At 74.4% G+C, this 21,159-nt stretch carries 15 protein-coding genes; 10 read left to right on the top strand and 5 right to left on the bottom strand.

Annotation, left to right across the window (positions count from 1 at the left end; all coding sequences use genetic code 11):
• Positions 1 to 18 precede the first annotated feature (18 nt).
• Together CP973_RS32100 and CP973_RS32095 are read left to right on the top strand one after the other, a co-directional pair.
• Entirely contained in the window at positions 19 to 1,038 is a 1,020-nt protein-coding gene (locus CP973_RS32100; protein ID WP_150247332.1) for an AAA family ATPase, read from the top strand.
• Complete coding sequence (locus CP973_RS32095) at positions 1,035 to 6,206, top strand: AfsR/SARP family transcriptional regulator (protein WP_150247331.1); 5,172 nt, start codon at positions 1,035 to 1,037, stop codon at positions 6,204 to 6,206. Before CP973_RS32100 ends, CP973_RS32095 begins: the two co-directional genes overlap by 4 nt.
• Positions 6,207 to 6,226: 20 nt before the next feature.
• On the opposite strand, the gene CP973_RS32090 is transcribed toward CP973_RS32095, so the two are convergent.
• Complete coding sequence (locus CP973_RS32090) at positions 6,227 to 7,081, bottom strand: alpha/beta fold hydrolase (RefSeq protein ID WP_150247330.1); 855 nt, start codon at positions 7,079 to 7,081, stop codon at positions 6,227 to 6,229.
• A 163-nt stretch (positions 7,082 to 7,244) separates the two neighbouring features.
• Between CP973_RS32090 and CP973_RS32085 the strand changes: the two genes are divergently transcribed.
• Positions 7,245 to 8,414, top strand: a complete 1,170-nt coding sequence (locus CP973_RS32085; protein WP_150247329.1) for a cysteine desulfurase family protein — start codon at positions 7,245 to 7,247, stop codon at positions 8,412 to 8,414.
• Between the two features lie 13 nt (positions 8,415 to 8,427).
• Here the strand turns inward: CP973_RS32085 and CP973_RS32080 are convergent, their stop codons facing one another.
• Positions 8,428 to 8,988 carry a hypothetical protein gene (locus CP973_RS32080; RefSeq protein WP_244410147.1) on the bottom strand — a complete coding sequence of 187 codons (561 nt, stop codon included), beginning with the start codon at positions 8,986 to 8,988 and terminating at the stop codon, positions 8,428 to 8,430.
• A 66-nt stretch (positions 8,989 to 9,054) separates the two neighbouring features.
• Positions 9,055 to 9,753, bottom strand: coding sequence for an N-acetylmuramoyl-L-alanine amidase (locus CP973_RS32075; RefSeq protein ID WP_150247328.1), 699 nt, complete (start codon positions 9,751 to 9,753; stop codon positions 9,055 to 9,057).
• Positions 9,754 to 9,807: 54 nt separating this feature from the next.
• Between CP973_RS32075 and mnmA the strand changes: the two genes are divergently transcribed.
• Positions 9,808 to 10,929: a tRNA 2-thiouridine(34) synthase MnmA gene (mnmA, locus tag CP973_RS32070; protein ID WP_150247327.1), complete on the top strand. Its 1,122-nt coding sequence runs from the start codon at positions 9,808 to 9,810 to the stop codon at positions 10,927 to 10,929.
• A gap of 32 nt (positions 10,930 to 10,961) precedes the next feature.
• Here the strand turns inward: mnmA and CP973_RS32065 are convergent, their stop codons facing one another.
• The gene (locus tag CP973_RS32065; RefSeq protein ID WP_150247326.1) at positions 10,962 to 12,020 is read right to left on the bottom strand and encodes an aldo/keto reductase; all 1,059 of its coding nucleotides are present in this window, start codon (positions 12,018 to 12,020) and stop codon (positions 10,962 to 10,964) included.
• 218 nt (positions 12,021 to 12,238) lie between these two features.
• Here CP973_RS32065 and CP973_RS32060 point away from each other — a divergent pair, with 218 nt between their 5' ends.
• A complete protein-coding gene (locus CP973_RS32060) occupies positions 12,239 to 13,039 on the top strand; it encodes a VC0807 family protein (protein ID WP_150247325.1) in 801 nt (266 codons plus the stop codon).
• Here the strand turns inward: CP973_RS32060 and murJ are convergent.
• Positions 13,005 to 14,744, bottom strand: coding sequence for a murein biosynthesis integral membrane protein MurJ (gene murJ / locus CP973_RS32055; protein ID WP_150247324.1), 1,740 nt, complete (start codon positions 14,742 to 14,744; stop codon positions 13,005 to 13,007). The two genes, CP973_RS32060 and murJ, sit on opposite strands and share 35 nt — an antisense overlap.
• A 184-nt stretch (positions 14,745 to 14,928) precedes the next feature.
• Between murJ and gdhA the strand changes: the two genes are divergently transcribed.
• The 5 genes from gdhA (at position 14,929) to ligA (ending at position 21,003) form a co-directional block, all read left to right on the top strand.
• The gene (gene gdhA / locus CP973_RS32050; RefSeq protein ID WP_150247323.1) at positions 14,929 to 16,311 is read left to right on the top strand and encodes an NADP-specific glutamate dehydrogenase; all 1,383 of its coding nucleotides are present in this window, start codon (positions 14,929 to 14,931) and stop codon (positions 16,309 to 16,311) included.
• A gap of 58 nt (positions 16,312 to 16,369) precedes the next feature.
• Complete coding sequence (locus tag CP973_RS32045) at positions 16,370 to 16,912, top strand: LOG family protein (RefSeq protein WP_150247322.1); 543 nt, start codon at positions 16,370 to 16,372, stop codon at positions 16,910 to 16,912.
• 60 nt (positions 16,913 to 16,972) lie between these two features.
• Complete coding sequence (locus CP973_RS32040; RefSeq protein WP_150247321.1) at positions 16,973 to 17,662, top strand: SDR family oxidoreductase; 690 nt, start codon at positions 16,973 to 16,975, stop codon at positions 17,660 to 17,662.
• 64 nt (positions 17,663 to 17,726) lie between these two features.
• The gene (locus CP973_RS32035; protein ID WP_150247320.1) at positions 17,727 to 18,755 is read left to right on the top strand and encodes a methionine synthase; all 1,029 of its coding nucleotides are present in this window, start codon (positions 17,727 to 17,729) and stop codon (positions 18,753 to 18,755) included.
• Between the two features lie 31 nt (positions 18,756 to 18,786).
• Complete coding sequence (ligA, locus tag CP973_RS32030) at positions 18,787 to 21,003, top strand: NAD-dependent DNA ligase LigA (RefSeq protein WP_150247319.1); 2,217 nt, start codon at positions 18,787 to 18,789, stop codon at positions 21,001 to 21,003.
• Positions 21,004 to 21,159 lie beyond the last annotated feature (156 nt).

The following is a 21,159-nucleotide window of genomic DNA, read 5'->3' as shown; positions in this document are numbered from 1 at the left end:
GACGAAGGAGAACGACCCGTGGCCCCACAGAGCACACCCGACCACGGCCCGGGAGCCGGGCCGGAGCCCGAGGGCTGGTGGGTGTTCCGCGGCCCCGCACCCCTGCCCGCGGCGCCCCCGTGGCGCTACTTCGCCGCCGCGCGCAGGAGGGCCGAGACGCCCGCGCCGTACCTGCTGGACCGCAACGAGGTGTCCGTCGTCAACGCGGCCCTGCACCTGCACCGCCCGCTGCTGGTCACCGGCCGCCCGGGCACCGGCAAGAGCTCGCTGGCCCGCGCCATCGCGTCCGAGCTGGGCCTCGGCGACGTACTGCGCTGGTCCGTCAACAGCCGCTCCACTCTCGCCGACGCGCTGTACCGCTACGACGCGGTGGGCCGGCTGCGCGAGGCGTCGCTGCGGCGCGAGCGCGAGGCCGCCCGTACGGCACCGCGCCGCCTCAAGGACCACCGCGGCTCCTTCACCACCGACATCGGCCACTATCTGCGCCTGGGCCCGCTGGGCACGGCGCTGGCCGCCACCGACCGGCCGCGGGTGCTGCTCGTCGACGAGCTGGACAAGTCCGACATCGACCTGCCCAACGACCTGCTGGTGGTCCTGGAGGAGGGCGAGTTCGAGATCCCGGAGCTGGCCCGGCTGTCCGAGCAGCACCAGGACGTGCACGTCCTGACCGACGGCAGCCGGGAGCGGGTGCGGGTGCACCGCGGCGTCGTCTCCTGCGCGCACTTCCCGGTCGTGGTGATGACCAGCAACGGTGAACGGGAGTTCCCGCCCGCCTTCCTGCGCCGCTGCGTCCGCCTGGACCTGCCCGACCCCACGCCCGAGCGGCTGCGCGACATCGTCGCCCACAACCTGGGACCGGCCGCGCTCGCCGAGGCCGAGGACCTGATCGACGGCTTCCTCCAGCGCTCCAAGACCGAGACCCTGGCCACCGACCAGCTGCTGGCCGCCGTCCACCTGCGGATCACCGGTGCCGACCTGACCAAGGACGAGCTGCTCTCCGCGGTCATGCACCGCCTGGACGAACCCATGTCGCCATGATCGACCGGCTGCGGCAGGTCCTCGCCGGGCAGGGCTACGACCTGGAGGCGCACGAGCTGCTGGACGTCCTGTGGCTGGCCCGCGCGGTGCGCGAGGGCGAGCGGCGGCAGGCCGCGGCCGAGGAGGAGCCCGGGGCGGACGCCGGCCCGTCCGGGGGCGACGACGGGGACACCGGGCCCACGGCGGAGGACGCGGCGGACACCGGCGCGCGGGCCGGGGGGACGGACGGCCCGGATACGGCGCAGGACGAGCGGGAGACCGAAAGGGCCGAAGCGACGCCCGGCGGCCACCGCGCCACCGCCCTCCCGGCGCAGCGCTCCCTGTACGCGATGGGCAGCGAGGGCGGCAGCGCGGGCAGCCGCCGCGCACGCCCCGCCCGGGCCCCCGGCCGCCGCGCCCTCGCCCGGCCCCAGCACCTGTCCCGGGCGCTGCGCCCGCTGCGCCGGTTCCGGCCGCACCCGCACCGGCGCGTCACCGACGTGGAGGCGACCGTACGGCTCGCCGCGGAGACCGCGCTGTTCGACGTGGTGTCCCGGCCGGACCTCGAACACCGCTGGTCCGCCGTCCTGCTGGTGGACGACGCGCCCTCGATGCAGGTCTGGAGCCAGCTGGCCGGCGAACTGCGGGCGGTGCTGGACCGCTCCGGCATCTTCCGGAGCGTGCGCGTGCGCACCCTCGATCCCCGGAAGATGGCCGTCCTGGAGCGGCTGCCGTGGGCCGCCGGCCCCACCCTGACCTTCGTCCTCACCGACGGCACGAGCCCGGGGTGGCGGACGCCCGACGCGGCCCGCGCGGTGCGCGGCTGGGGGCGGTACGGGCCGGTGGCGGTGCTCCACCCGCTGCCGCGGCGCCTGTGGCGCGGCACCGCGCTGGACGCCCAGCCCCGGCTGCTGACCGCGCCCGCCGAGTTCTGCGGGCCGGACCGGACCACCGTCCTCGACCCGCTGACCGGCGAGCCGGACCCGGAGGCCGAGGAGCCGGGGACGGTGGCGCTGCCCGTCGTCCCGCTGACGCCGGGCGGGCTCGGCCAGTGGACCGCGCTGCTCACCCGCCCCGGCGTCCCGCACCTGGTGGACACCGTGCTGCTCGGCGAGGACCCGGAGCAGGACCCGCCGCGGCCCGCCGGGTCGGCCGAGGAGCTGATCGCGCACTTCCGCGGCGCGTTCTCGCCCGAGTCCTACCGCCTGGCCGTACGCCTCTCCGCGATCAACCCGCTCACCGTCCCCCTGATGCAGCTGGTACGGGCCGCCACGATGACCGACGCCGGGCCCACCCAGGTCGCCGAGATCCTCCTCGGCGGACTGCTGGAACGGGTCGCCGACCCGCGCCGGGCACCCTCCCTCGGCCCGCTCGGCGGACCGCTGGGCACCGGTGCCGGGCAGCCGGTCTACGACTTCCGGCCCGGCGTGCGCGAACTGCTCTTCAGCGGCCTGGGCACCCGGCAGGCCCTGGCCGTCGTCGAGGCGGTCGGCCGCGCCCTGGAGCCGTACATGGGCCGGCTGCCGGACTTCCCCGCGCTGGTCGCCGACGAGACCGGGGAGCTGCGGCTCCAGGAGTCGGCACAGGCCTTCGCGGTGCTGGCCAGCCCGGTGCTGGAGCGGCTGGGCGGTGGTGTGGCGGTGGCCGGGCCGTACGCCACGGCCACTTCGGAACCGGCCGGCACGGACGCGGAGCCGCCGGGCGAAGCAGCCGCCGGGCCCGCCGCCCGCTCCCGCCCGCCCGTACCGGTCCTGCCCGCCGACGAACCGCGCGAGCCGCTGCGCGCCACCCTCCTGGGACCGGTGGCGCTGTGGCGGGGGGACCAGCGGATCGAGGTGCCGGCCCGGCTGGACCGCACGCTGCTCGCCGCCCTCCTGCTGCACCACGAAGGCGTGGCCTCCGACGCCGAACTGCTCGGCGCCCTCTGGGGCGGCGACCCGCCGCGCGGTGCCCGGTCGATGCTGGACCACAGCGTCGCCCGGCTGCGCAAGGCGCTCGGCGAGGACGAACACCTGCTGACCCGTGAGCGCGTCGGCTACGCCCTGCGCGGCGACGCCGGCACCGAACTCGACGTGGACCTGGAGCGCGCCGAGGAGTACCAGCGCGCCGCCCGCGCCGCCGGCGAGGAGGGCGACTGGGCCCGCGCCCGTACGCTGCTCGACGCGGCCATCGGACTCTGGCAGGGGACGCCCCTGGGCGGTCTCACCGGCCCGTACGCGCAGTCCGAACGGCTCCGGCTGACCGAGTGGCGGCACACCCTGGTCGAGGACCGCATCGAGACCGATCTGCGGCTGGGCCATTACGCCCGCGCCCAGGCGGAGCTGGCCGAACTGGTCGCCCGGTATCCGTCCCGCGCCCGCCTGGCCGACCTGCTGGCGCGCGCGTGGGGCTGGGGCGGGACGGAGCGGGCGGACGCGTCCGCCCGGGACGGGGCACCGGCCCGGCCGGACCGCGAGCCGCTGCGCATCACCGTGCTCGGACGGGTGCGGATGCACCGCGGGGACACGGCTCTGGCGACCGGCTCCCCGCAGCAGCGGGCGCTGCTCGCCGTGCTCGCGCTGCGCGGTGGCCGCGCCGCCTCCGTGGACGACCTGGCCGAGGCCGTGTGGGGCGACGAGCCGCCGCGCGCGGCGCACGCGGCCCTGCGCACGTACGCGTCCCGGCTGCGCAAGGCCCTCGGCCCGGACTCGGGCGTCCTGGTGAGCGAGGGCGGGGGGTACGCACTGCGGCCGTACGGCGGTACGGACATAGTCGTGGACCTGCGTCAGGCCGAGGAACTGGCCGCGACGGCCGCCGCGGCGCGCGCCGCCCACGACTGGGAACGCGCCTGGGAAGCGCTGGACTCGGCCGTCGCCCTGTGGCGCGACGGCGAGCCCCTGGCGGGTCTGTCCGGCCCGTATCTGGCCGCCGAGTCCCGGCGGCTGACCGACTGGCGGCGCACGCTGATCGAGGACCGTACGGAAGCGGAACTCCGGCTCGGCCGCCACGCCGCCGCCGAAGAGGCGCTGACCTGGCTGCTCTATCTGGACCCCGCCCGCAAGCGGACCCGCGAACTGCTCGCCCGCGCCCTGGCCCACGACGAGCCGGTCTCCCCGGGCCTGCGCAGCATGCTGCGGGCCGGCCGGTACGGGCCCCGGCAGGAGCGGGCGGGCGGCCGACGCGCCGAGGCGCGGCAGCTGACGGAGCACCTGTCCCGGGAAGGCGACACGGCGCGGACCGCCTGCGTCGTCTCCGGTGGCGCGGGCGTCGGGAAGACGAGCCTGGCGGCCCAGGTGACCGACGCGTTGCAGGAACGCTTCCCGGACGGACGGCTGTACGCGATCATGCCGGCGGCCGGCGACCCGGAAGCGGCGGTCGCCCACCTGGCCGGCGCGCTGCTGCGGCAACTGGGCCTGCGGGCCGCCGAGATCCCCGAGGACCCCGCCGAACGCCTCGCGTTCTACGGGACGGTGGTCCGTGGCCGTCGCCTGATCGTCGTCCTGGACGAGGTGCGCGACGTGGAGCCGGTGCTTCCGCTGCTCCCGGAGGCGCCGGGGGCCGCGCTGGTCATCGGCCGCGACCGGCCCCCGTCCGGCCTGCCCGGGGTGCTGTCCCTGCATCTGGAGGCCATGAGCACGGCCGACGCGCTGGAACTCCTCACGCTGCGGGTGGGGGAGGAGCGGGTGGCCGCCCGCCGGGCGGTGGCGCGCGCGGCGCTCGAAGCGTGCGGCTGCTCGGAGGCCGCGGTCGACGCGGTGGCGGCGGAACTGATGCTGGAGGGCGGGACGGACCGTACCGCGGCCGAGGCCCTGATCACCGCCACCGCGCTGCGGCTGACCCACGACCTCGCCCCGCCCGCGCTCGCCGCATTCCGGCTGCTGGCGCTGCCGGACTGCCCCGACCTGTCCGCGAGCGCGGTGGCCACCCTGACCGGCACCGGCCCCGCCGACGCCCAGGCCCACCTGACCACCCTGGCGCGGACCGGCCTGGTCAAGGTCCCGGCGCCGGGCCGCTACCGGCACCGCGAAGCGCTCGCCTCCTTCGCGTACGAGAACCTGACCGCCCACACCTCACCGGCGGAGCGCCGCGCCGCGCTGTCCCGGCTGCTGGACTGGTACCTGGTCACGGCCCTGTGGGCGTACGCCCTCGACGCGCCCGACGCGCCCCTGCTGCACCAGGTCGCCGCCGTCGGCACCCCCGTCACCTCCCCGCGTCCCGCCGACCGCCGGGCCGCGGCGGACTGGTGGGCGGCGGAGGGCACCGGGGCGCTGTCCGTGGTGCGGCAGAGCGCGGAGCTGCTGTCCGAGGGGCACGCCGCCCGCGGCGCCGATGCGCTGCTCCTGCTCGCGCCGCTGCTGGGCACGGGGCGGCACACGGAGGCGTACGAGGCCGCGGCGCGCGCGGTGGCCGACCGGGCCGCCGCCGACCACGACCGGCGCGCCGAAGGGCGCGCCCGGCTGGCGTGCGCCCGCGCCTGTCTGACGGCCGAGCGGTTCGACCGGGCGGACGACGAGGCCCGCCGCGCGTACCGGCTCGGGCTCGACGCGGGCGACCCGGTGACCAGCGGCCGCGCCCCGCTGGTGCGCGGCGCGGCGGCGTTCGCGCTCGGCAGGAGCGATGCCGAGCAGCACTTCACCCTGGCCATGAGCCACTGTCAGGTGCAGGGCGACCGGCTCGGCGAGGCCGCGGTGCTGGTGGAGCGGTCCCGTCTGTACGGGGGCGGCCGTGCGGCGGAGCACGATGTCGCACTCGCCGAGCGGGCCGTACGGATCCTCAGGTCGGCCGGGCAGGGCCACGGCCTCGGCACGGCCCTGTACTTCCTCGCCGTCGCCCGGGCGAGCACGGGCAGCCACGAGAAGGCGCTGGACGCCCTGGAAGAGGCGCTGCCCGTCTTCGAGGCGGCCGGGCAGCGGCTCTGGGCGGGCCTGGCGCAGCTCAGGACCGCCGAGTCGCTGCTCGCCGTCGGCCCGGCCAAGGACGCGGTCCAGGCGGCGGGGGCCGCGGTGCGGCTCCTCGGGGAGCTGGGCGACAACCGGCGGTGGGCCGACGGACTCACTTTGCTGGGGCACGCGTACGACGCCTCCGGGGACGCCGAGCAGGCGCACGCGTGCTGGGAACGGGCGGCCGGACTGTACGAGACGCTGAACGAGACGGTCCCGCGCGCCCGGCCGCGCACCCCTCCGCTGGAACCGGGCGCGGCGGGGGCGTAGCGCGGCCCCTACGAGGCGCGTTACGCCGGTCCGCTCCCGTCCGCCCCCGCGAACGCGGCGAGCACCCCCGCCAGTTCGGCCGGCGCGTCCTCCTGCACGAGGTGCCCGGCCCCCTCGAACAGGCGCAGACGGGCGCCCGGGACGGCCGCCGCCAGCTTGTGCGCCCAGGCGACGGGCAGCCAGGTGTCCTCCGCTCCCCAGCACACCAGCGTCGGTACGGCGAGTTCGCCCAGCCGTCCGTCGAGGTCCTCGGTGAGGTCGAGCGGGTTCTGCTCGATCTGCCGGTAGAAGGCGGCCTGCCCCTGCTCGGTGCACCACGGTGCGACGAGCCGTTCCAGGGTGGCCGGGTGCAGTCCGCGGTGGCTGCCGGAGCCGATGTACTCGGTCACCAGGGCCCGGTGCAGCCCTGCCGGAAGCCGGCCGAACACGTCCGGGTGACTGCCGAGCAGACGGTACGTGGGGGAGCCCCAGCCGGTGAGGGCGACCGCGTCGAGCAGGGCCAGGCGCCGGTAGCGCGCGCCGTGGACGAGGTGGGCGCGCAGCGCCACGTAGCCGCCGAAGTCGTGTGCGACCACGGCGGGTTCGCGGGTGTCCAGGCCCCAGTGCGCGAACAGTTCGGTGAGGACCTCGGCCTGCCGGGCGAGGGAGACGTCCTGCCCGGTGGCCATCTCGGAGTCGCCGTAGCCCGGCATGTCCCAGACGTAGACCTGGAACCTCCCGGCCAGCGCCCGCGCGACATCCCGCCAGACGTAGGAGGAGAACGGGGTCCCGTGCAGCAGGACCAGGGGCGGCGCGCCGTCCTCCCCGAACGCGGTCCAGCGCACGGCGCCGGCGGTGCTGCGGTACGTACGGTCCAGTCGCCAGTGCTGTGTCATGACCGTAAGGCTAGACACTCCTTACAGGGGTGTCGAGGGGTTTCGCGGAACCGTGCCGGTCCGCCCGATGGCCCCGGACGCGCGGGCGCGGCCCCCGGCGTGCGGCCGAGCCCCCACGCGCTCGGCATGCGCCCCCGCGCCTGCTCGTAGAATCGTGCGCACCATGGTTTACCTCGACCACGCCGCCACCACCCCGATGCTTCCGGAGGCGGTGCAGGCGATGACCGCCCAGCTGACCGTCACCGGCAACGCGTCCTCCTTGCACGCCGCGGGCCGGCGGGCCCGGCGCACCGTCGAGGAGGCGCGGGAATCCCTCGCCTCCGCGCTCGGCGCGCGCCCCAGTGAGGTGGTCTTCACCGCGGGCGGCACCGAAGCCGACAACCTCGCGGTCAAGGGCCTGTACTGGGCCCGCCGGGACGCCGACCCGGCCCGCACCCGCGTCCTCGCCAGCCCCGTCGAACACCACGCCGTCCTGGACGCGGTGGAGTGGCTCGCCGAGCACGAGGGCGCGCGCGTCGAATGGCTGCCCGTCGACGCGTACGGGCGGGTGCACGCCGACGCGCTGCGCGAAGCCGTCGCCCGCGACCCCGGCGATGTCGCCCTGGCCACCGTGATGTGGGCCAACAACGAGATCGGCACGATCATGCCGGTCCGGGAACTGGCCGACGTGGCGGCGGAGTTCGGCATTCCGCTGCACGCCGACGCGGTCCAGGCGTTCGGACAGCTGGACGTCGACTTCGCGGCCTCCGGCCTGGCCGCGATGACCGTCTCCGCGCACAAGATCGGCGGACCGTACGGCGTCGGCGCGCTGCTGCTGCGCCGGGAGTACGCGCCCGTCCCCGTCCTGCACGGCGGCGGTCAGGAGCGGCAGGTGCGCTCCGGCACGCTGGACACCCCCGGCATCGCCGCGTTCGCCGCCGCCGCGCGGCACGCCGTCGCGCACCGCGAGGAGTTCGCCCGCGACATCGGCGCGCTGCGCGACGACCTCGTCAAGGCCGTACGGGCCGCCGCCCCGGACGCCGTCCTCGGCGGCGACCCCGACCCGGCGGGCCGGCTGCCCGCCAACGCGCACTTCTCCTTCCCCGGCTGCGAGGGCGACTCCCTGCTGCTCCTCCTGGACGCGCAGGGCATCGCCTGCTCCACCGGCTCCGCCTGCACGGCGGGTGTCGCCCAGCCCAGCCACGTCCTGCTCGCCGCGGGCATGGACGCGGACCTGGCCCGCGGCACGCTGCGGTTCTCGCTCGGCCACACCTCCACGGAGGCGGACGTGGCGGCCGTGGCGGAGGCGATCGGGCCGGTGGTGGAACGGGCGCGGAGCGCGGGCCTGAGCTGAGGCGCGTCCCCGCTCACCGGACCAGACCGGCCACGGCCCGGACGAGCAGCCGCCAGGACGGCTCGGCGCCGGTGCCGAAGGCCGCGGCGAGGGCGTACCCGACCGCGGCGTCCTCGCGCAGCGGCGGTGCCACGTCCGGGTGCCAGTCGGCCCATACGTGCCCGCCGCCGTCCGAGGAGAAGTCCGCGATCCGGCGGCCGTCCTTGACCAGGCGGCTGCCGCCCGGCGAGTCCGGCAGCAGCCGGTAGAGGACGCCGCCGTAGATCACGTCCACCCGGTGGGAGCGCCGGGCCGGCCGCCCTTTGCCGGGGGTGATGTGCCCGGGGTGGCCGTCGACGGTCAGCCGGAGAGCGGCGGCGTCGCGGGTGCCGATCGGTACGGACCCGGCCGGGACGGCGTCCGGGGCCCGGCGCAGCACGGCGGTGGGCACCCGCTCGCCGTGCACCGTCAGCAGCCCCGCCGCCGCGTCCAGGTCCAGGGCGACCCGGCCGAAGACGCGGTCCTCGGCGAGGCCGGGGCCGGGTCCCGGGCCGTCGCCCGTGCGCCCGGCGGCCGGGGCCCTGCCGTACGCCATGAGAGGTCCGTTCCACATGAGAGGTCCGTTCCCTGTGGGGCGCGGCGGCGCCCGGGCGCGCTCCCGTCACGTCCCCGGCGCCGGGGACGGGCGGCGCATTTCGGCGCGCACCAGGTCCATGTACAGCCGCCAGTTCCAGTGTGGCCCGGGATCGGTGTGATCGGTGCCCGGTACCTCCACATGGCCCACGATGTGCTGCCGGTCGGCGGGGAAGCCGTAGCGGCGGCAGATCCCGGCGGTCAGCCGCGCCGATGATGCGTACATGGCAGGCGTGAAGGACGCCGGGCGGTCCACGAAGCCCTCGTGCTCGATGCCGACGCTGCGCTCGTTGTACGCGCGGTTGCCCGCGTGGTACGCCACGTCCAGCTCCCGGACCGTCTGCGCCACCGCGCCGTCCTTGCGCACCACGTAATGCGCGGCGGCGCCGTGCGTCGGGCTCTGGAAGACGCGCAGGGCGTCCGTGTAGCCGCCCTGGACGACGTGCACGACGACCCGGTCGATCACGTAGTCGTCGGGACGGTCGGCCTGGCGCCAGTTCGCCGGGGCGGCCGGGACCCAGCGCGCGGAGGTGTGGTCCACCGCGCCGTCCGTCCGGGGCTTCTTGCGGCCCGGCAGCTGCCACCACCAGCGCGCCACCTCGCCGTGCAGCGCGTACACGGCGCCGCCGGCCAGGGCCGTACCGGCGCCGCCGAGCAGCAGGGCGCGTCTGCTGAACCCCTGGCCGTCACCCCTGCCGGTCCGGCCGGCCTCCCCCGCGTCTCCCATGCGCTGCACAACGCTTGGGGGCCCGTCACTGGTTCCGTCTACCCTGGAGTGGTTATGACGACTGACGCTCCCCGCCGCCTCCGCGTGCTCGCCGCCATGTCCGGCGGTGTCGACTCCGCCGTCGCCGCCGCCCGCGCCGCCGAGGCGGGCCACGACGTGACCGGTGTGCACCTCGCGCTCTCCGAGAACCCGAAGTCCTTCCGCACCGGCGCCCGCGGCTGCTGCACGATCGAGGACTCGCACGACGCGCGCCGCGCCGCCGACGTGATCGGCATCCCGTTCTACGTCTGGGACCTCGCCGAGCGCTTCCGCGAGGACGTCGTCGAGGACTTCTTCGCGGAGTACGAGGCGGGCCGCACGCCCAACCCCTGCCTGCGCTGCAACGAGAAGATCAAGTTCGCCGCGCTGCTGGACAAGGCGCTCGCCCTCGGCTTCGACGCGGTCTGCACCGGCCACTACGCGACGATCGTGGAGCGCCCCGACGGCGGCCGTGAACTGCACCGCGCCTCCGACATGGCCAAGGACCAGTCGTACGTCCTCGGCGTGCTGGACGACCAGCAGCTCGCGCACGCCATGTTCCCCCTCGGCGACACCCTCACCACCAAGGCGGAGATCCGCGAGGAGGCCGCCCGGCGCGGCCTGTTCGTCGCCAAGAAGCCGGACAGCCACGACATCTGCTTCATCGCCGACGGTGACACCCAGGCCTTCCTCGCCAAGCGGCTCGGCCGCGCCGAGGGCGACATCGTCGACGAGTCCGGCACCAAGGTCGGCACCCACGAGGGCGCCTACGGCTTCACCATCGGCCAGCGCAAGGGCCTGCGCATCGGCACCCCGGCCCCGGACGGCAAGCCGCGCTACGTCCTGGACATCTCCCCGGTCGACAACACCGTCACCGTGGGCCCGGCCGAGTCCCTGGACGTCACCGCGCTGACCGCCGTACGCCCGCGCTGGTGCGGCGCCGCGCCCACCGGCCCCGGCACCTACACCGCCCAGCTGCGCGCCCACGGCGGCGAGACGGAGGTCACCGCCGACCTCGTCGAGGGCGAGCTGCGCGTCACCTTCGCCGAGCCGGTCCGCGGCGTCGCCCCCGGCCAGGCCATCGTGCTGTACGACGGCACCCGGGTGGTGGGCTCGGCGACGATCGCGACGACGGACCGCGCCCGCGCGGTGGCGTGACCGGCGGGCGCGGCACGGGCTGAGGGCCCGCCCTAGAGCACGCCGTGCGCCGACCGGCGGTAGGTCGTCCGCCGGTCCCGCACGGCCTCCCAGCGGTCGCCGTAGACGTTCCGCGTGATCGCGGGCTCCGCCAGGAAGTCGTGCGGGAAGCCCAGCGGTACGGCGCTCACCTCGTCGAGCCGCCGCAGCGCGTCGGCGTCCAGCTCCACGTCCACGCTCGCGAGGTTGTCGGCGAGCTGGCTCTCCTTGGTGGCGGCGATGATCGGGACGATGTTGCCGGGGCGCTGCCGCAGCCAGGCGAGCGCCACCTGCGCCGGGCTCCAGCCGCCCTGCTCGGCGACCTCCAGCACCGCCGTGATCGTCGCCTCCTCCTGCTCCGAAGCGCGGCCGTCCTCGCCGGTCACGTCCAGCCGGCCCCGCTCGCCGCGCCGGTACTTGCCGGTGAGCTTGCCGGCCGCCAGCGGGGCCCAGGCCAGTACGGCCAGGTCGAAGGCGCGCGCCTGGGGGAGCAGCTCCCGCTCCGGCGTGCGCTCCAGCAGGTTGTAGCGCAGCTGCGAGCCGGCGAACGCGGTCCAGCCGCGCAGCTCGGCGAGGGTGTTGGCCTGCGCGATCTCCCAGGCCGGCCAGTCGGACACGCCGACGTAGAGCACCTTGCCCGACCGTACGACGTCGTCCAGCGCGCGCATCACCTCCTCGACCGGGGTGAAGTTGTCCCGCGCGTGCACCCACAGGACGTCGAGGCGGTCGGTGCGCAGCCGGGCCAGGCTCTGCTCCACCGACTGCACCAGGTTCTTGCGGTGGTTGCCCGCCGCGTTCGGATCGCCCTGGCGGGTGGCGCAGGTGTACTTGCTGGCCAGTACGTAGCGGTCCCGGCGGCCTTCGAGCAGCTCGCCGAGGATCGTCTCCGCACTGCCGTCGGTGTAGTTGTTGGCGGTGTCGAGGAAGTTGCCGCCCGCGTCCTCGTAGGCGTCGACGATCCGCGCGCTGGTGTCCTTCGAGGCCCCCCAGCCCCAGTCGGAGCCGATGGTCATGGCGCCGAGGCTCAGCTCGCTCACCCGCAGACCGGTCCTGCCGAACAGTGTGTAACGCACGAAGGGTTCCCTTTCGCTCGGGGCGTGGATCACTCGGGTCGTGGATCAGACGCTAGGAGCTGGAGTGCCCTCCAGGGCAAGCGCCTTGCCGGTCGGCCGGGCGCTGACAAATGTCATGGCGAAGCCGGTACAGGCGGTACTGCCGCGGCGCGGGGTGCCCGGGCGAAGCTGAGTCCGTCGTCAAGGACGGACGGCGTGGACAGCGACTCGGAGGACCCATGAACAGCCAGGCCCCGCACGGTACGGAAGCGGCCACCGGCACCGGTACGGCCACCGCCCCCGGCCCGAAGCTGGAGGGCCCGCGGGCGCTGCTGCTGGACGCCGGCGTCCCGATCGCGTCGTACTACCTCCTCACCGGCGTCTTCGGCCTCAGCACCCTCGCCGCGCTGGCCTGGAGCAGCGCGCTGCCGGCCGCCCGCTCGCTGTGGAGCCTGGCCAGGGAGCGCCGCTTCAACGCGGTGGCCACGCTGATGACGGCGACGAACGTCATCGGTCTGCTGCTCAGCCTGCTGGCCGGTGACGAGCGGCTGATGATGGCCAAGGACAGCGCCGTGAGCAGCACCTTCGGCCTGGCGGTGCTGGTGTCCGCGCTGATCGGGCGGCCGCTGATGGCGCCGGTGCTCAAGCCGTGGATCACCAAGGGGGACGCGGCCCGGAGCGCCGCGTGGGACCGGCTGACGGCGGAGTCGGCGTGGTTCCGGCGGGTGCAGCGGCGGCACTCGGCGGTGTGGGGCGCGGCCCTGCTGGGCGAGTGCGTGGCCCGGGTGATCGGCGCGTTCACGCTGCCGGTGGACACGATGGTGTGGCTGGGCACGGTGATGCTGATGGCGGCGATCGCCCTCGCCATCGTGGCCAGTGGGGTGATCGGCATCGACAGGATGGAGAAGATGGTCCGGACCGAGGCGGCGGCGCAGGCGGCGGCCGGGACCGGGGCGGCGTCCGGAGCCGCGGCTTTCGCCCCGGCCGACGCCCCGGCCCCCGAGGTCAGCGCAGACCCGGCAGGGACCGCAGCTCGGTGATCCGCAGGACGCGGGCCAGCATCAGGAAGAGCAGGGCCATGGTCGCGGCACCGGCGGCGAGGGCGAGCGCCGTGGACCAGAAGGCGTCCCCGGTGGCACCGGCACAGGCGTGGGCCGCCGCCCAGCCCACCGCCCCGGCGGCCAGCGCCGCACCGGTCAGCTTGCCGTACGTACGGCTCAGCCGACGCCCGTCGAGCCGCCCCTCCATCCGGCGGCGCAGCACATACGCACTGGCCAGCAGCCCGACGGCGTACGCCACGGCGTACGCGGCGGCCATGCCGACGACCGCCCACCGGGCCGGGAGCAGCAGGTGGCAGGCGGTGGCGAGCGCGACGTTGACGCCGGAGACGCACACGGCCAGCAGGAACGGCGTACGGGTGTCCTCGAAGGCGTAGAAGCCGCGCAGCAGCAGCGACTGGGCCGAGAACGGGATCAGGCCCAGCCCGAGGGCCTGGAGCATCTGCCCCAGCGGCACGGCGGACTCGGCGCTGGCGGCGCCGTGCGCGTACAGCAGCTGCGCCATCTCCGGGCCGAAGGCCACGAAGAAGACGGCGGCCGGGACGATGACCGCGCCGCTGACGCGCAGCGCGCGGGAGAGGTCCTCCCGCAGGTCGTCCAGGCGCCGTTCGGCGACCGCGCGGGTCATCCGGGGCAGCAGCGCGGTGATCAGCGAGACGGTGACGATGGACTGCGGCAGTCCCCAGATGTTCTGGGCGTAGGTGTACGAGGAGAAGCCGACGCCGGCCTTGGGCAGTTCCTGATCGGCGGCCGTCGCGTAGTGCGTGACGACCGTCATCGACACCAGGTTGACCAGCACGAACAGCAGCGTCCAGCGCGCCGCGTCGGCACTCTTGCGCAGGCCGGTGCCGCGCCAGTCGAAGCGCGGCCGGAAGCGGAACCCCGCCTCGCGCGCGTAGGGGATCAGCGCGAGCGCCTGGAGGGCGATGCCGATCGTGGTGCCGACGCCGAGCAGCCGCACCTGCGCGTCGGTGATCTCCGCCACCGTCTCCGGAACGGTCAGCAGGCCCACGTACGCGCCGAACATGGCGATCAGGACGACGTTGTTGAGCACCGGCGTCCACATCATCGCGCCGAACCTGCCGCGCGCGTTGAGGACTTGCCCCAGGATGCCGTACACCCCGTAGAAGAAGATCTGCGGCAGCAGGAAGCGGGCGAAGACCACGGTCAGTTCGTAGGCGGCGTGGTTCTCCGGCGTGTCCGTCGTGTACAGGCTGACGATCCCGGGCGCCGCCCACACCGCGAGCAGGGTGCCGATGCCGAGGACCGTCAGCACGAGGGTGACCAGCCGCTGTTCGTGTGCCCGTCCGCCGTCCGGGTGCTCCGCCCGGGCCCGGACGAGCTGCGGCACCAGCACGGCGTTGAGCGCGCCGCCGATCAGCAGCGTGTACAGGCTCATCGGGACGAGGTTCGCCGTGTTGTACGTGGTGGCCAGCAGCCCCGTACCGAGGGCGGCGGCCTGGAGGACGCCCCGGAACAGGCCCGTCGCCCGGGAGACGACCGTGCCCGCGGCCATCAGGAGCGAGGAGCGGCGCAGGCCGCCGGAGGGCGCTGCCCCGGCTCCGTCACCCGCCGTCCCGCCGCTGCCGCTTCCCGGACCGGCCTCTGACGCGGCATTCGCCCCCTCGTCCCCGATGTTCCCGCCCGTGCTCTTCCTGTGCGTATGCGTACGCGTTCCCTCCACCATGACGGCAACCTAAACCCAGGACTTCACGGATCGCGACTTCCGCCCCGGTGGCCCCCGGCGGCCCGGCTGCCCATAGGCTCGGCGGCAGCGACGGGACGCCCGAGGGCCGCCCGGCCGGACCGCGGCGCTCGCGCGCGGTCCGGGCCGCCGGAGGCCCTTCGCCGGCCACGAAGGGAAGAAAGACATGTCGACAGTTCACGCCGGAACCGGTGCGGCCGGCCGCGGAACAGCGGTGTCACTGGAGCGGCTGCACCGCGAACTGGTGCGCCGCAACCCCGGGGAACCCGAGTTCCACCAGGCCGCCCTCGAAGTGCTGGGCACCCTCGCCCCGGCGCTGGCGGCCCGTCCCGAGTACGCCGAGGCCAAGATCGTGGAACGGCTCTGCGAGCCGGAGCGCCAGATCGTCTTCCGCGTGCCGTGGCAGGACGACGCGGGCACCGTCCACATCAACCGCGGCTTCCGGGTGGAGTTCAACAGCGCGCTCGGGCCCTACAAGGGCGGGCTGCGCTTCCACCCGTCCGTCAACCTCGGCATCGTCAAGTTCCTCGGCTTCGAGCAGATCTTCAAGAACGCGCTCACCGGCCTGAACATCGGCGGCGGCAAGGGCGGCAGCGACTTCGACCCGCGCGGCCGCTCCGACTCCGAGGTGATGCGCTTCTGCCAGTCGTTCATGACGGAGCTGCACCGGCACCTGGGCGAGCACACCGACGTACCGGCGGGCGACATCGGCGTCGGCGGCCGGGAGATCGGCTACCTCTTCGGCCAGTACCGGCGGATCACCAACCGCTGGGAGGCCGGGGTGCTGACCGGCAAGGGCCTCGGCTGGGGCGGCTCCACGGCGCGCACCGAGGCCACCGGATACGGCAACGTGCTGTTCACCGCCGAGATGCTGCGGCGGCGCGGCGAGGACCTGGACGGGCAGCAGGTCGTGGTCTCCGGCTCCGGCAACGTCGCGATCTACACCATCGAGAAGGCCCAGGCGCTCGGCGCGAACGTGCTGACCTGCTCGGACTCCGGCGGCTGTGTGATCGACGAGAAGGGCATCGACCTCGCCCTGCTCAAGCAGGTCAAGGAGGTCGAGCGGGGCCGTATCGAGGAGTACGCCGACCGGCGCGGCGCGTCGGCCCGGTACGTGCCGGGCGGGCGGGTGTGGGACGTGGCGTGCGATGTGGCGCTGCCGTCCGCCACCCAGAACGAGCTGGACGCGGACGCCGCGCGCGTCCTGGTGCGCAACGGCGTCAAGGCCGTCTCCGAGGGCGCCAACATGCCCACCACGCCCGAGGCGGTGGCCCTCTTCCAGGAGGCGGGGGTGGCCTTCGGGCCGGGCAAGGCCGCCAACGCGGGCGGCGTGGCCACCAGCGCGCTGGAGATGCGGCAGAACTCCGGCCGCGAGTCCTGGACCTTCGAGCGCACCGAGGGCGAACTCGCGACGATCATGCGCACCATCCACGACACGTGCGCCGGGACGGCGGAGCGCTTCGGGGTGCCCGGGGACTACGTGACGGGCGCGAACATCGCGGGGTTCGAGCGGGTCGCGGAGGCGATGATGGCCCAGGGGCTGATCTGACGACCGGCCCGGGCCGGGTGCCGGGGTGCTGTCGGTGGCGGCTCGTAGAGTGACCGGTATGAACATCTGTGTCTTCTGCTCCGCCGCCGACCTCGACGCCCGCTACACCACCGCCGCCCGGGAGTTCGCCGAGCTGATCGGCAAGGGCGGGCACGCGCTGGTCTGGGGCGGCTCGGACAGCGGCCTGATGAAGGTCATGGCCGACGGCGTGGAGTCGGCGGGCGGCCGGCTCGTCGGCGTCTCGGTGGACTTCCTCGCGCACAAGGTGCGGCCCGGGGTCGACGACATGGTGATCACCAAGGACCTCGCCGAGCGCAAGGCCGAGCTGCTGGCGCGCGCCGACGCGATCGTCGTCATGGTCGGCGGCACCGGCACGCTGGACGAGGCCACCGAGATCCTGGAGCTGAAGAAGCACGGCCTGCACACCAAGCCCGTGGTGCTCCTGAACACCGCCGGTTTCTACGACGGCCTCAAGGAGCAGTTCCAGCGCATGGAGGACGAGGGCTTCCTCCCGCTGCCGCTCACGGAGCTGGTGTTCTTCGCGGAGGACGGGGCCGGCGCGCTGGCGTACCTGGAGGAGCAGGCGGGCATCCAGGGCTGACACCCCGCGCCGGGGCCCCGCGCCGGGGACGGCCCGCCGCCCGTCGTTAGGATCGGCCCCATGGGTACGCACATGATCACGGGCGCAGGATCGGGCATCGGAGCGGCGGTCGCACGGCGGCTCGCGGACCGCGGCGAGGAGCTGTGGCTGCTGGCGCGCGACGCCGGCCGCGCCAAGGAGCTGGCCGGGCAGTTCCCCGGGGCCCGTACGGTGGTCGGCGACCTCGCCGCCCCCGAGAAGCTGGACTGGGCCTTCGGCAAGCAGCCGCTGCCGGACCGGCTGGACTCCCTGATGCACATCGCGGGCGTCGTCGAACTGGGCGCGATCGGCGACCTCGGTCCCAAGGCGTGGCAGCGCACGCTCGCCGCCAACCTGCTCTCGCCCGCCGAGCTGACCCGCCAGTTCCTCCCGCAGCTGCGGACCGCCAAGGGCCATGTGATCTTCGTCAACTCGGGCGCCGGCCTGAACGCGAACGCCCAGTGGGGCGCGTACGCCGCCAGCAAGCACGGCCTGAAGGCGCTGGCCGACTCGCTGCGGGCCGAGGAGCACGGCAACGGCGTGCGGGTGACCTCCGTCTACCCGGGCCGCACCGCCACCCCCATGCAGGAGAGCGTCTTCCGCCAGGAGGGCCGGGAGTACGACGCCTCGCAGTGGATCGACCCGGAGTCGGTGGCCACCACCATCCTGACCGCACTCGACCTGCCGCGGGACGCGGAGATCAACGACCTGACGGTGCGTCCGGGGCGGTAACCCCGCCGGCCCGCCCGGCCCCCGCGGCCGTGGGCCGCACCGCCCGACCACTTACCCTCGGACGGTGACCGAGAACAACACCCCCGCCCGCCTCGCCGGTGACGCCGGCACCGGCACCGCCACCGGCATCGGCTCGATGCCGGGCGGCGACGCCCGCGAGGCCGCCAGGACCGTGACCGGCTCGCTGGAGACGCTGCCGTACCTGCCGGAGCTGCCCGCCCGGGGGCCCGGCGCGGACATGATCGGCCGCACCGCCGGCCTCCTCGTCGAGGTGTACGCCCACGTGGAGCCGAGCGGCTGGCGGATCAGCGACCGGCCCGGCCGGGACACCCGGCGCGCCCGGTCCTGGATGGGCGAGGACCTCGACGCGCTGGAGGAGTTCACCCAGGGCTACGCGGGCGATCTGAAGGTCTCCGCGGTCGGGCCCTGGACCCTGGCCGCCGCCCTGGAGCTGCGCAACGGCGAGGCCGCCCTCGGCGACCCCGGCGCCTGCCGGGACCTGACGGCGTCGCTGGCCGAGGGCCTGCGCGCGCACCTGGCCGACGTACGGCGCCGGGTGCCCGGCGCGCGCCCGGTGCTCCAGCTGGACGAGCCGTCCCTGACCGCCGTCCTGCGGGGCAGCGTGAAGACGGCGAGCGGCTACCGCACCCACCGCGCGGTGGACCGCGCCGTCGTGGAGGGCGCCCTGCGCGATCTGGTCACGGCCGCCGGTGACGTACCGGTGATCGTCCACTCCTGCGCGCCGGACGTCCCCTTCGCCCTGCTGCGCCGGGCTGGCGTGTCCGGCATCTCGTTCGATTTCGGGCTGCTCACCGAGCGTGAGGAAGAGGCGATCGGCGAGGCCGTCGAGGGCGGCACGACACTGCTGGCGGGCGTGGTGCCGGGCGTGGACGGCCCATTGTCAGACCCTGCCGGTAGCGTCATGGGTGTCAGGACGCTGTGGCGCAGGCTGGGGCTGTCGCCGGGGACTCTCGCCGAGTCCGTGGTGGTCACCCCGTCGTGCGGACTGGCGGGCGCTTCGCCCGCATATGCCCGTACGGCCCTCGCCCACTGCGTCCGGGCCGCGAGATCGCTCGCAGACAACCCTGAGTGACGGCACTCAAGGACCACGGGAGGACGTAACGGTGGCCGGCGAAGAGCAGCAGGCGGGGCACGCGGTGCCCGCGAAGGCGCGGGAAGAGCACGCCCATCTGGCCGAGCAGATCGAGGAGCACCGCTTCCGCTATTACGTCAGGGACGCCCCCGTCATCAGCGACGCGGAGTTCGACAAGCTGCTGCGGTCGCTGGAGGCCCTGGAGGAGAAGCACCCGGAGCTGCGCACCCCCGACTCCCCGACCCAGAAGGTCGCCGGGCAGTACGAGACCGAGTTCACCGAGGTCGCCCACCGCGAGCGGATGCTCTCGCTGGACAACGCCTTCGACGACGAGGAGCTGGCGGCCTGGGCCGAGCGGATCGCGACGGAGCTGGGCGGCGACCCGAAGAGCGCCGGTTACCACTTCCTGTGCGAGCTGAAGGTCGACGGCCTCGCGGTCAACCTGACGTACGAGCACGGCCGGCTCACCCGCGCCGCCACCCGCGGCGACGGCCGTACGGGTGAGGACATCACGCCCAACGTCCGCACCATCACCGAGATCCCGGACCGCCTCAAGGGCGACCGCGTCCCGGCGCTGGTGGAGGTCCGCGGCGAGGTCTACTTCCCCATGGAGAAGTTCCTCGAACTGAACGAGCGGCTGGTCGCCGACGGCAAGCCCCCGTTCGCCAACCCGCGCAACGCCGCCGCGGGCTCGCTGCGCCAGAAGGACCCCAAGGTCACGGCCACCCGCCCGCTCCACATGGTCGTCCACGGCATCGGCGCCCGCGAGGGCTTCGACATCGACTGCCAGTCGCACGCGTACGGCCTGCTGCGCGAGTGGGGCCTGCCCACCTCCGACCACAACGAGGTCGTGGACTCCCTGGAGGCCGTGCGCGACTTCATCAAGCGCTACGGCGACCCGGAGACCCGGCGCACGGCCGTCGCCCACGAGATCGACGGCACGGTGGTCAAGCTCGACGAGATCGCCCTGCAAGGCCGCCTGGGCTCCACCTCGCGCGCCCCGCGCTGGGCCATCGCCTGGAAGTACCCGCCGGAGGAGGTCAACACCAAGCTGGTGGACATCCGCGTCGGCGTCGGCCGTACGGGCCGCGTCACGCCGTACGCCGTGGTCGAGCCGGTCACGGTGGCGGGCTCCGAGGTCGAGTTCGCCACGCTGCACAACCAGGACGTGGTCAAGGCCAAGGGCGTCTACATCGGCGACACGGTCGTGCTGCGCAAGGCGGGCGACGTGATCCCGGAGATCCTGGGCCCGGTGGTGGACCTGCGCGACGGCAGCGAGCGGGAGTTCGTGATGCCCGCCGAGTGCCCCGAGTGCGGCACGGCGCTCCAGCCCGCCAAGGAGGGCGACGTCGACCTGCGCTGCCCCAACGCCCGCTCCTGCCCCGCCCAGATCCGCGAGCGCCTGTTCTACCTGGCCGGCCGCAAGTCCCTGGACATCGAGAACTTCGGCTATGTGGCGGCCACGGCGCTGAGCCAGCCCCTGGAGCCCGCCGAGCCGCCGCTGAAGGACGAGGGCGACCTCTTCGACCTGTCCATCGAGCAGTTGCTGCCCATCAAGTCCCATGTGCTGGACCCGGACAGCGGCCTGCCCAAGCGCGACCCCAAGACCGGTGAGGAGAAGGTCGTCACCTTCTTCGCCAACCAGAAGGGCGAGCCGAAGAAGAACGCCCTGGCGATGCTGGAGAACATCCAGGCGGCCAAGGAGCGCCCGCTGGCGCGGATCCTGACGGGCCTGTCGATCCGTCATGTGGGTCCGGTGGCGGCCCAGGCGCTGGCGATGGAGTTCCGTTCGCTGGACCGGATCAGGGACGCGAGCGAGGAGGAGCTGGCCGCCGTCGAGGGCGTCGGCGCGACCATCGCGGCCTCGCTCAAGCAGTGGTTCGCCGAGGACTGGCACCGCGAGATCGTGGAGAAGTGGCGGGCCGCCGGGGTCCGCATGGAAGAGCAATCTGCCGAAGATGAAGGCCCGCGCCCTCTGGAAGGCGTCACCGTCGTTGTAACGGGCACACTTCAGTCACACACCAGAGATGGCGCGAAAGAAGCCCTGCAGCGTCTCGGAGCGAAGGTGACCGGTTCCGTATCGAAGAAGACCGGTTTCGTGGTGGTGGGAGACAATCCTGGTTCGAAGTACGACAAGGCCATGCAGTTGAAGGTGCCTGTGCTGGACGATGACGGCTTCGCGGTGCTGCTGGAGCAGGGTCCCGATGAAGCACGAGCGGTAGCTGTCACTCCGCCTGAGGGCGAGTGAGGAGTCACCTCATCGGCGCATAGCAGATGGTTCCGGATGGCCGGGTCGCATTCGGGCAACCGCTGCCGATCGCTGCCCGTGGCGGCCTTCTGCGGCCTACTGTTGAGGTGTGCGCCTGCCGTGGCGCGGGCACAGCCGGCTGTGAGAGGTATCGGA

Source organism: Streptomyces albofaciens JCM 4342, assembly GCF_008634025.1.
In the GTDB taxonomy this organism is placed as follows: Bacteria; Actinomycetota; Actinomycetes; order Streptomycetales; family Streptomycetaceae; genus Streptomyces; species Streptomyces albofaciens.
Note: the sequence above shows the minus strand (reverse complement) of the source record. Positions and strands in the feature narration are given on the sequence as shown.

Excerpts from the sequence above, each read along its gene's own strand:
- CP973_RS32095 (WP_150247331.1), top strand. The coding sequence starts at position 1,035 with ATGATCGACCGGCTGCGGCAGGTCCTCGCCGGGCAGGGCTACGACCTG.
- CP973_RS32090 (WP_150247330.1), bottom strand. The coding sequence starts at position 7,081 with ATGACACAGCACTGGCGACTGGACCGTACGTACCGCAGCACCGCCGGC.
- CP973_RS32085 (WP_150247329.1), top strand. The coding sequence starts at position 7,245 with ATGGTTTACCTCGACCACGCCGCCACCACCCCGATGCTTCCGGAGGCG.
- CP973_RS32080 (WP_244410147.1), bottom strand. The coding sequence starts at position 8,988 with ATGGCGTACGGCAGGGCCCCGGCCGCCGGGCGCACGGGCGACGGCCCG.
- CP973_RS32075 (WP_150247328.1), bottom strand. The coding sequence starts at position 9,753 with ATGGGAGACGCGGGGGAGGCCGGCCGGACCGGCAGGGGTGACGGCCAG.
- mnmA (WP_150247327.1), top strand. The coding sequence starts at position 9,808 with ATGACGACTGACGCTCCCCGCCGCCTCCGCGTGCTCGCCGCCATGTCC.
- CP973_RS32060 (WP_150247325.1), top strand. The coding sequence starts at position 12,239 with ATGAACAGCCAGGCCCCGCACGGTACGGAAGCGGCCACCGGCACCGGT.
- murJ (WP_150247324.1), bottom strand. The coding sequence starts at position 14,744 with ATGGTGGAGGGAACGCGTACGCATACGCACAGGAAGAGCACGGGCGGG.
- gdhA (WP_150247323.1), top strand. The coding sequence starts at position 14,929 with ATGTCGACAGTTCACGCCGGAACCGGTGCGGCCGGCCGCGGAACAGCG.
- CP973_RS32045 (WP_150247322.1), top strand. The coding sequence starts at position 16,370 with ATGAACATCTGTGTCTTCTGCTCCGCCGCCGACCTCGACGCCCGCTAC.
- CP973_RS32040 (WP_150247321.1), top strand. The coding sequence starts at position 16,973 with ATGGGTACGCACATGATCACGGGCGCAGGATCGGGCATCGGAGCGGCG.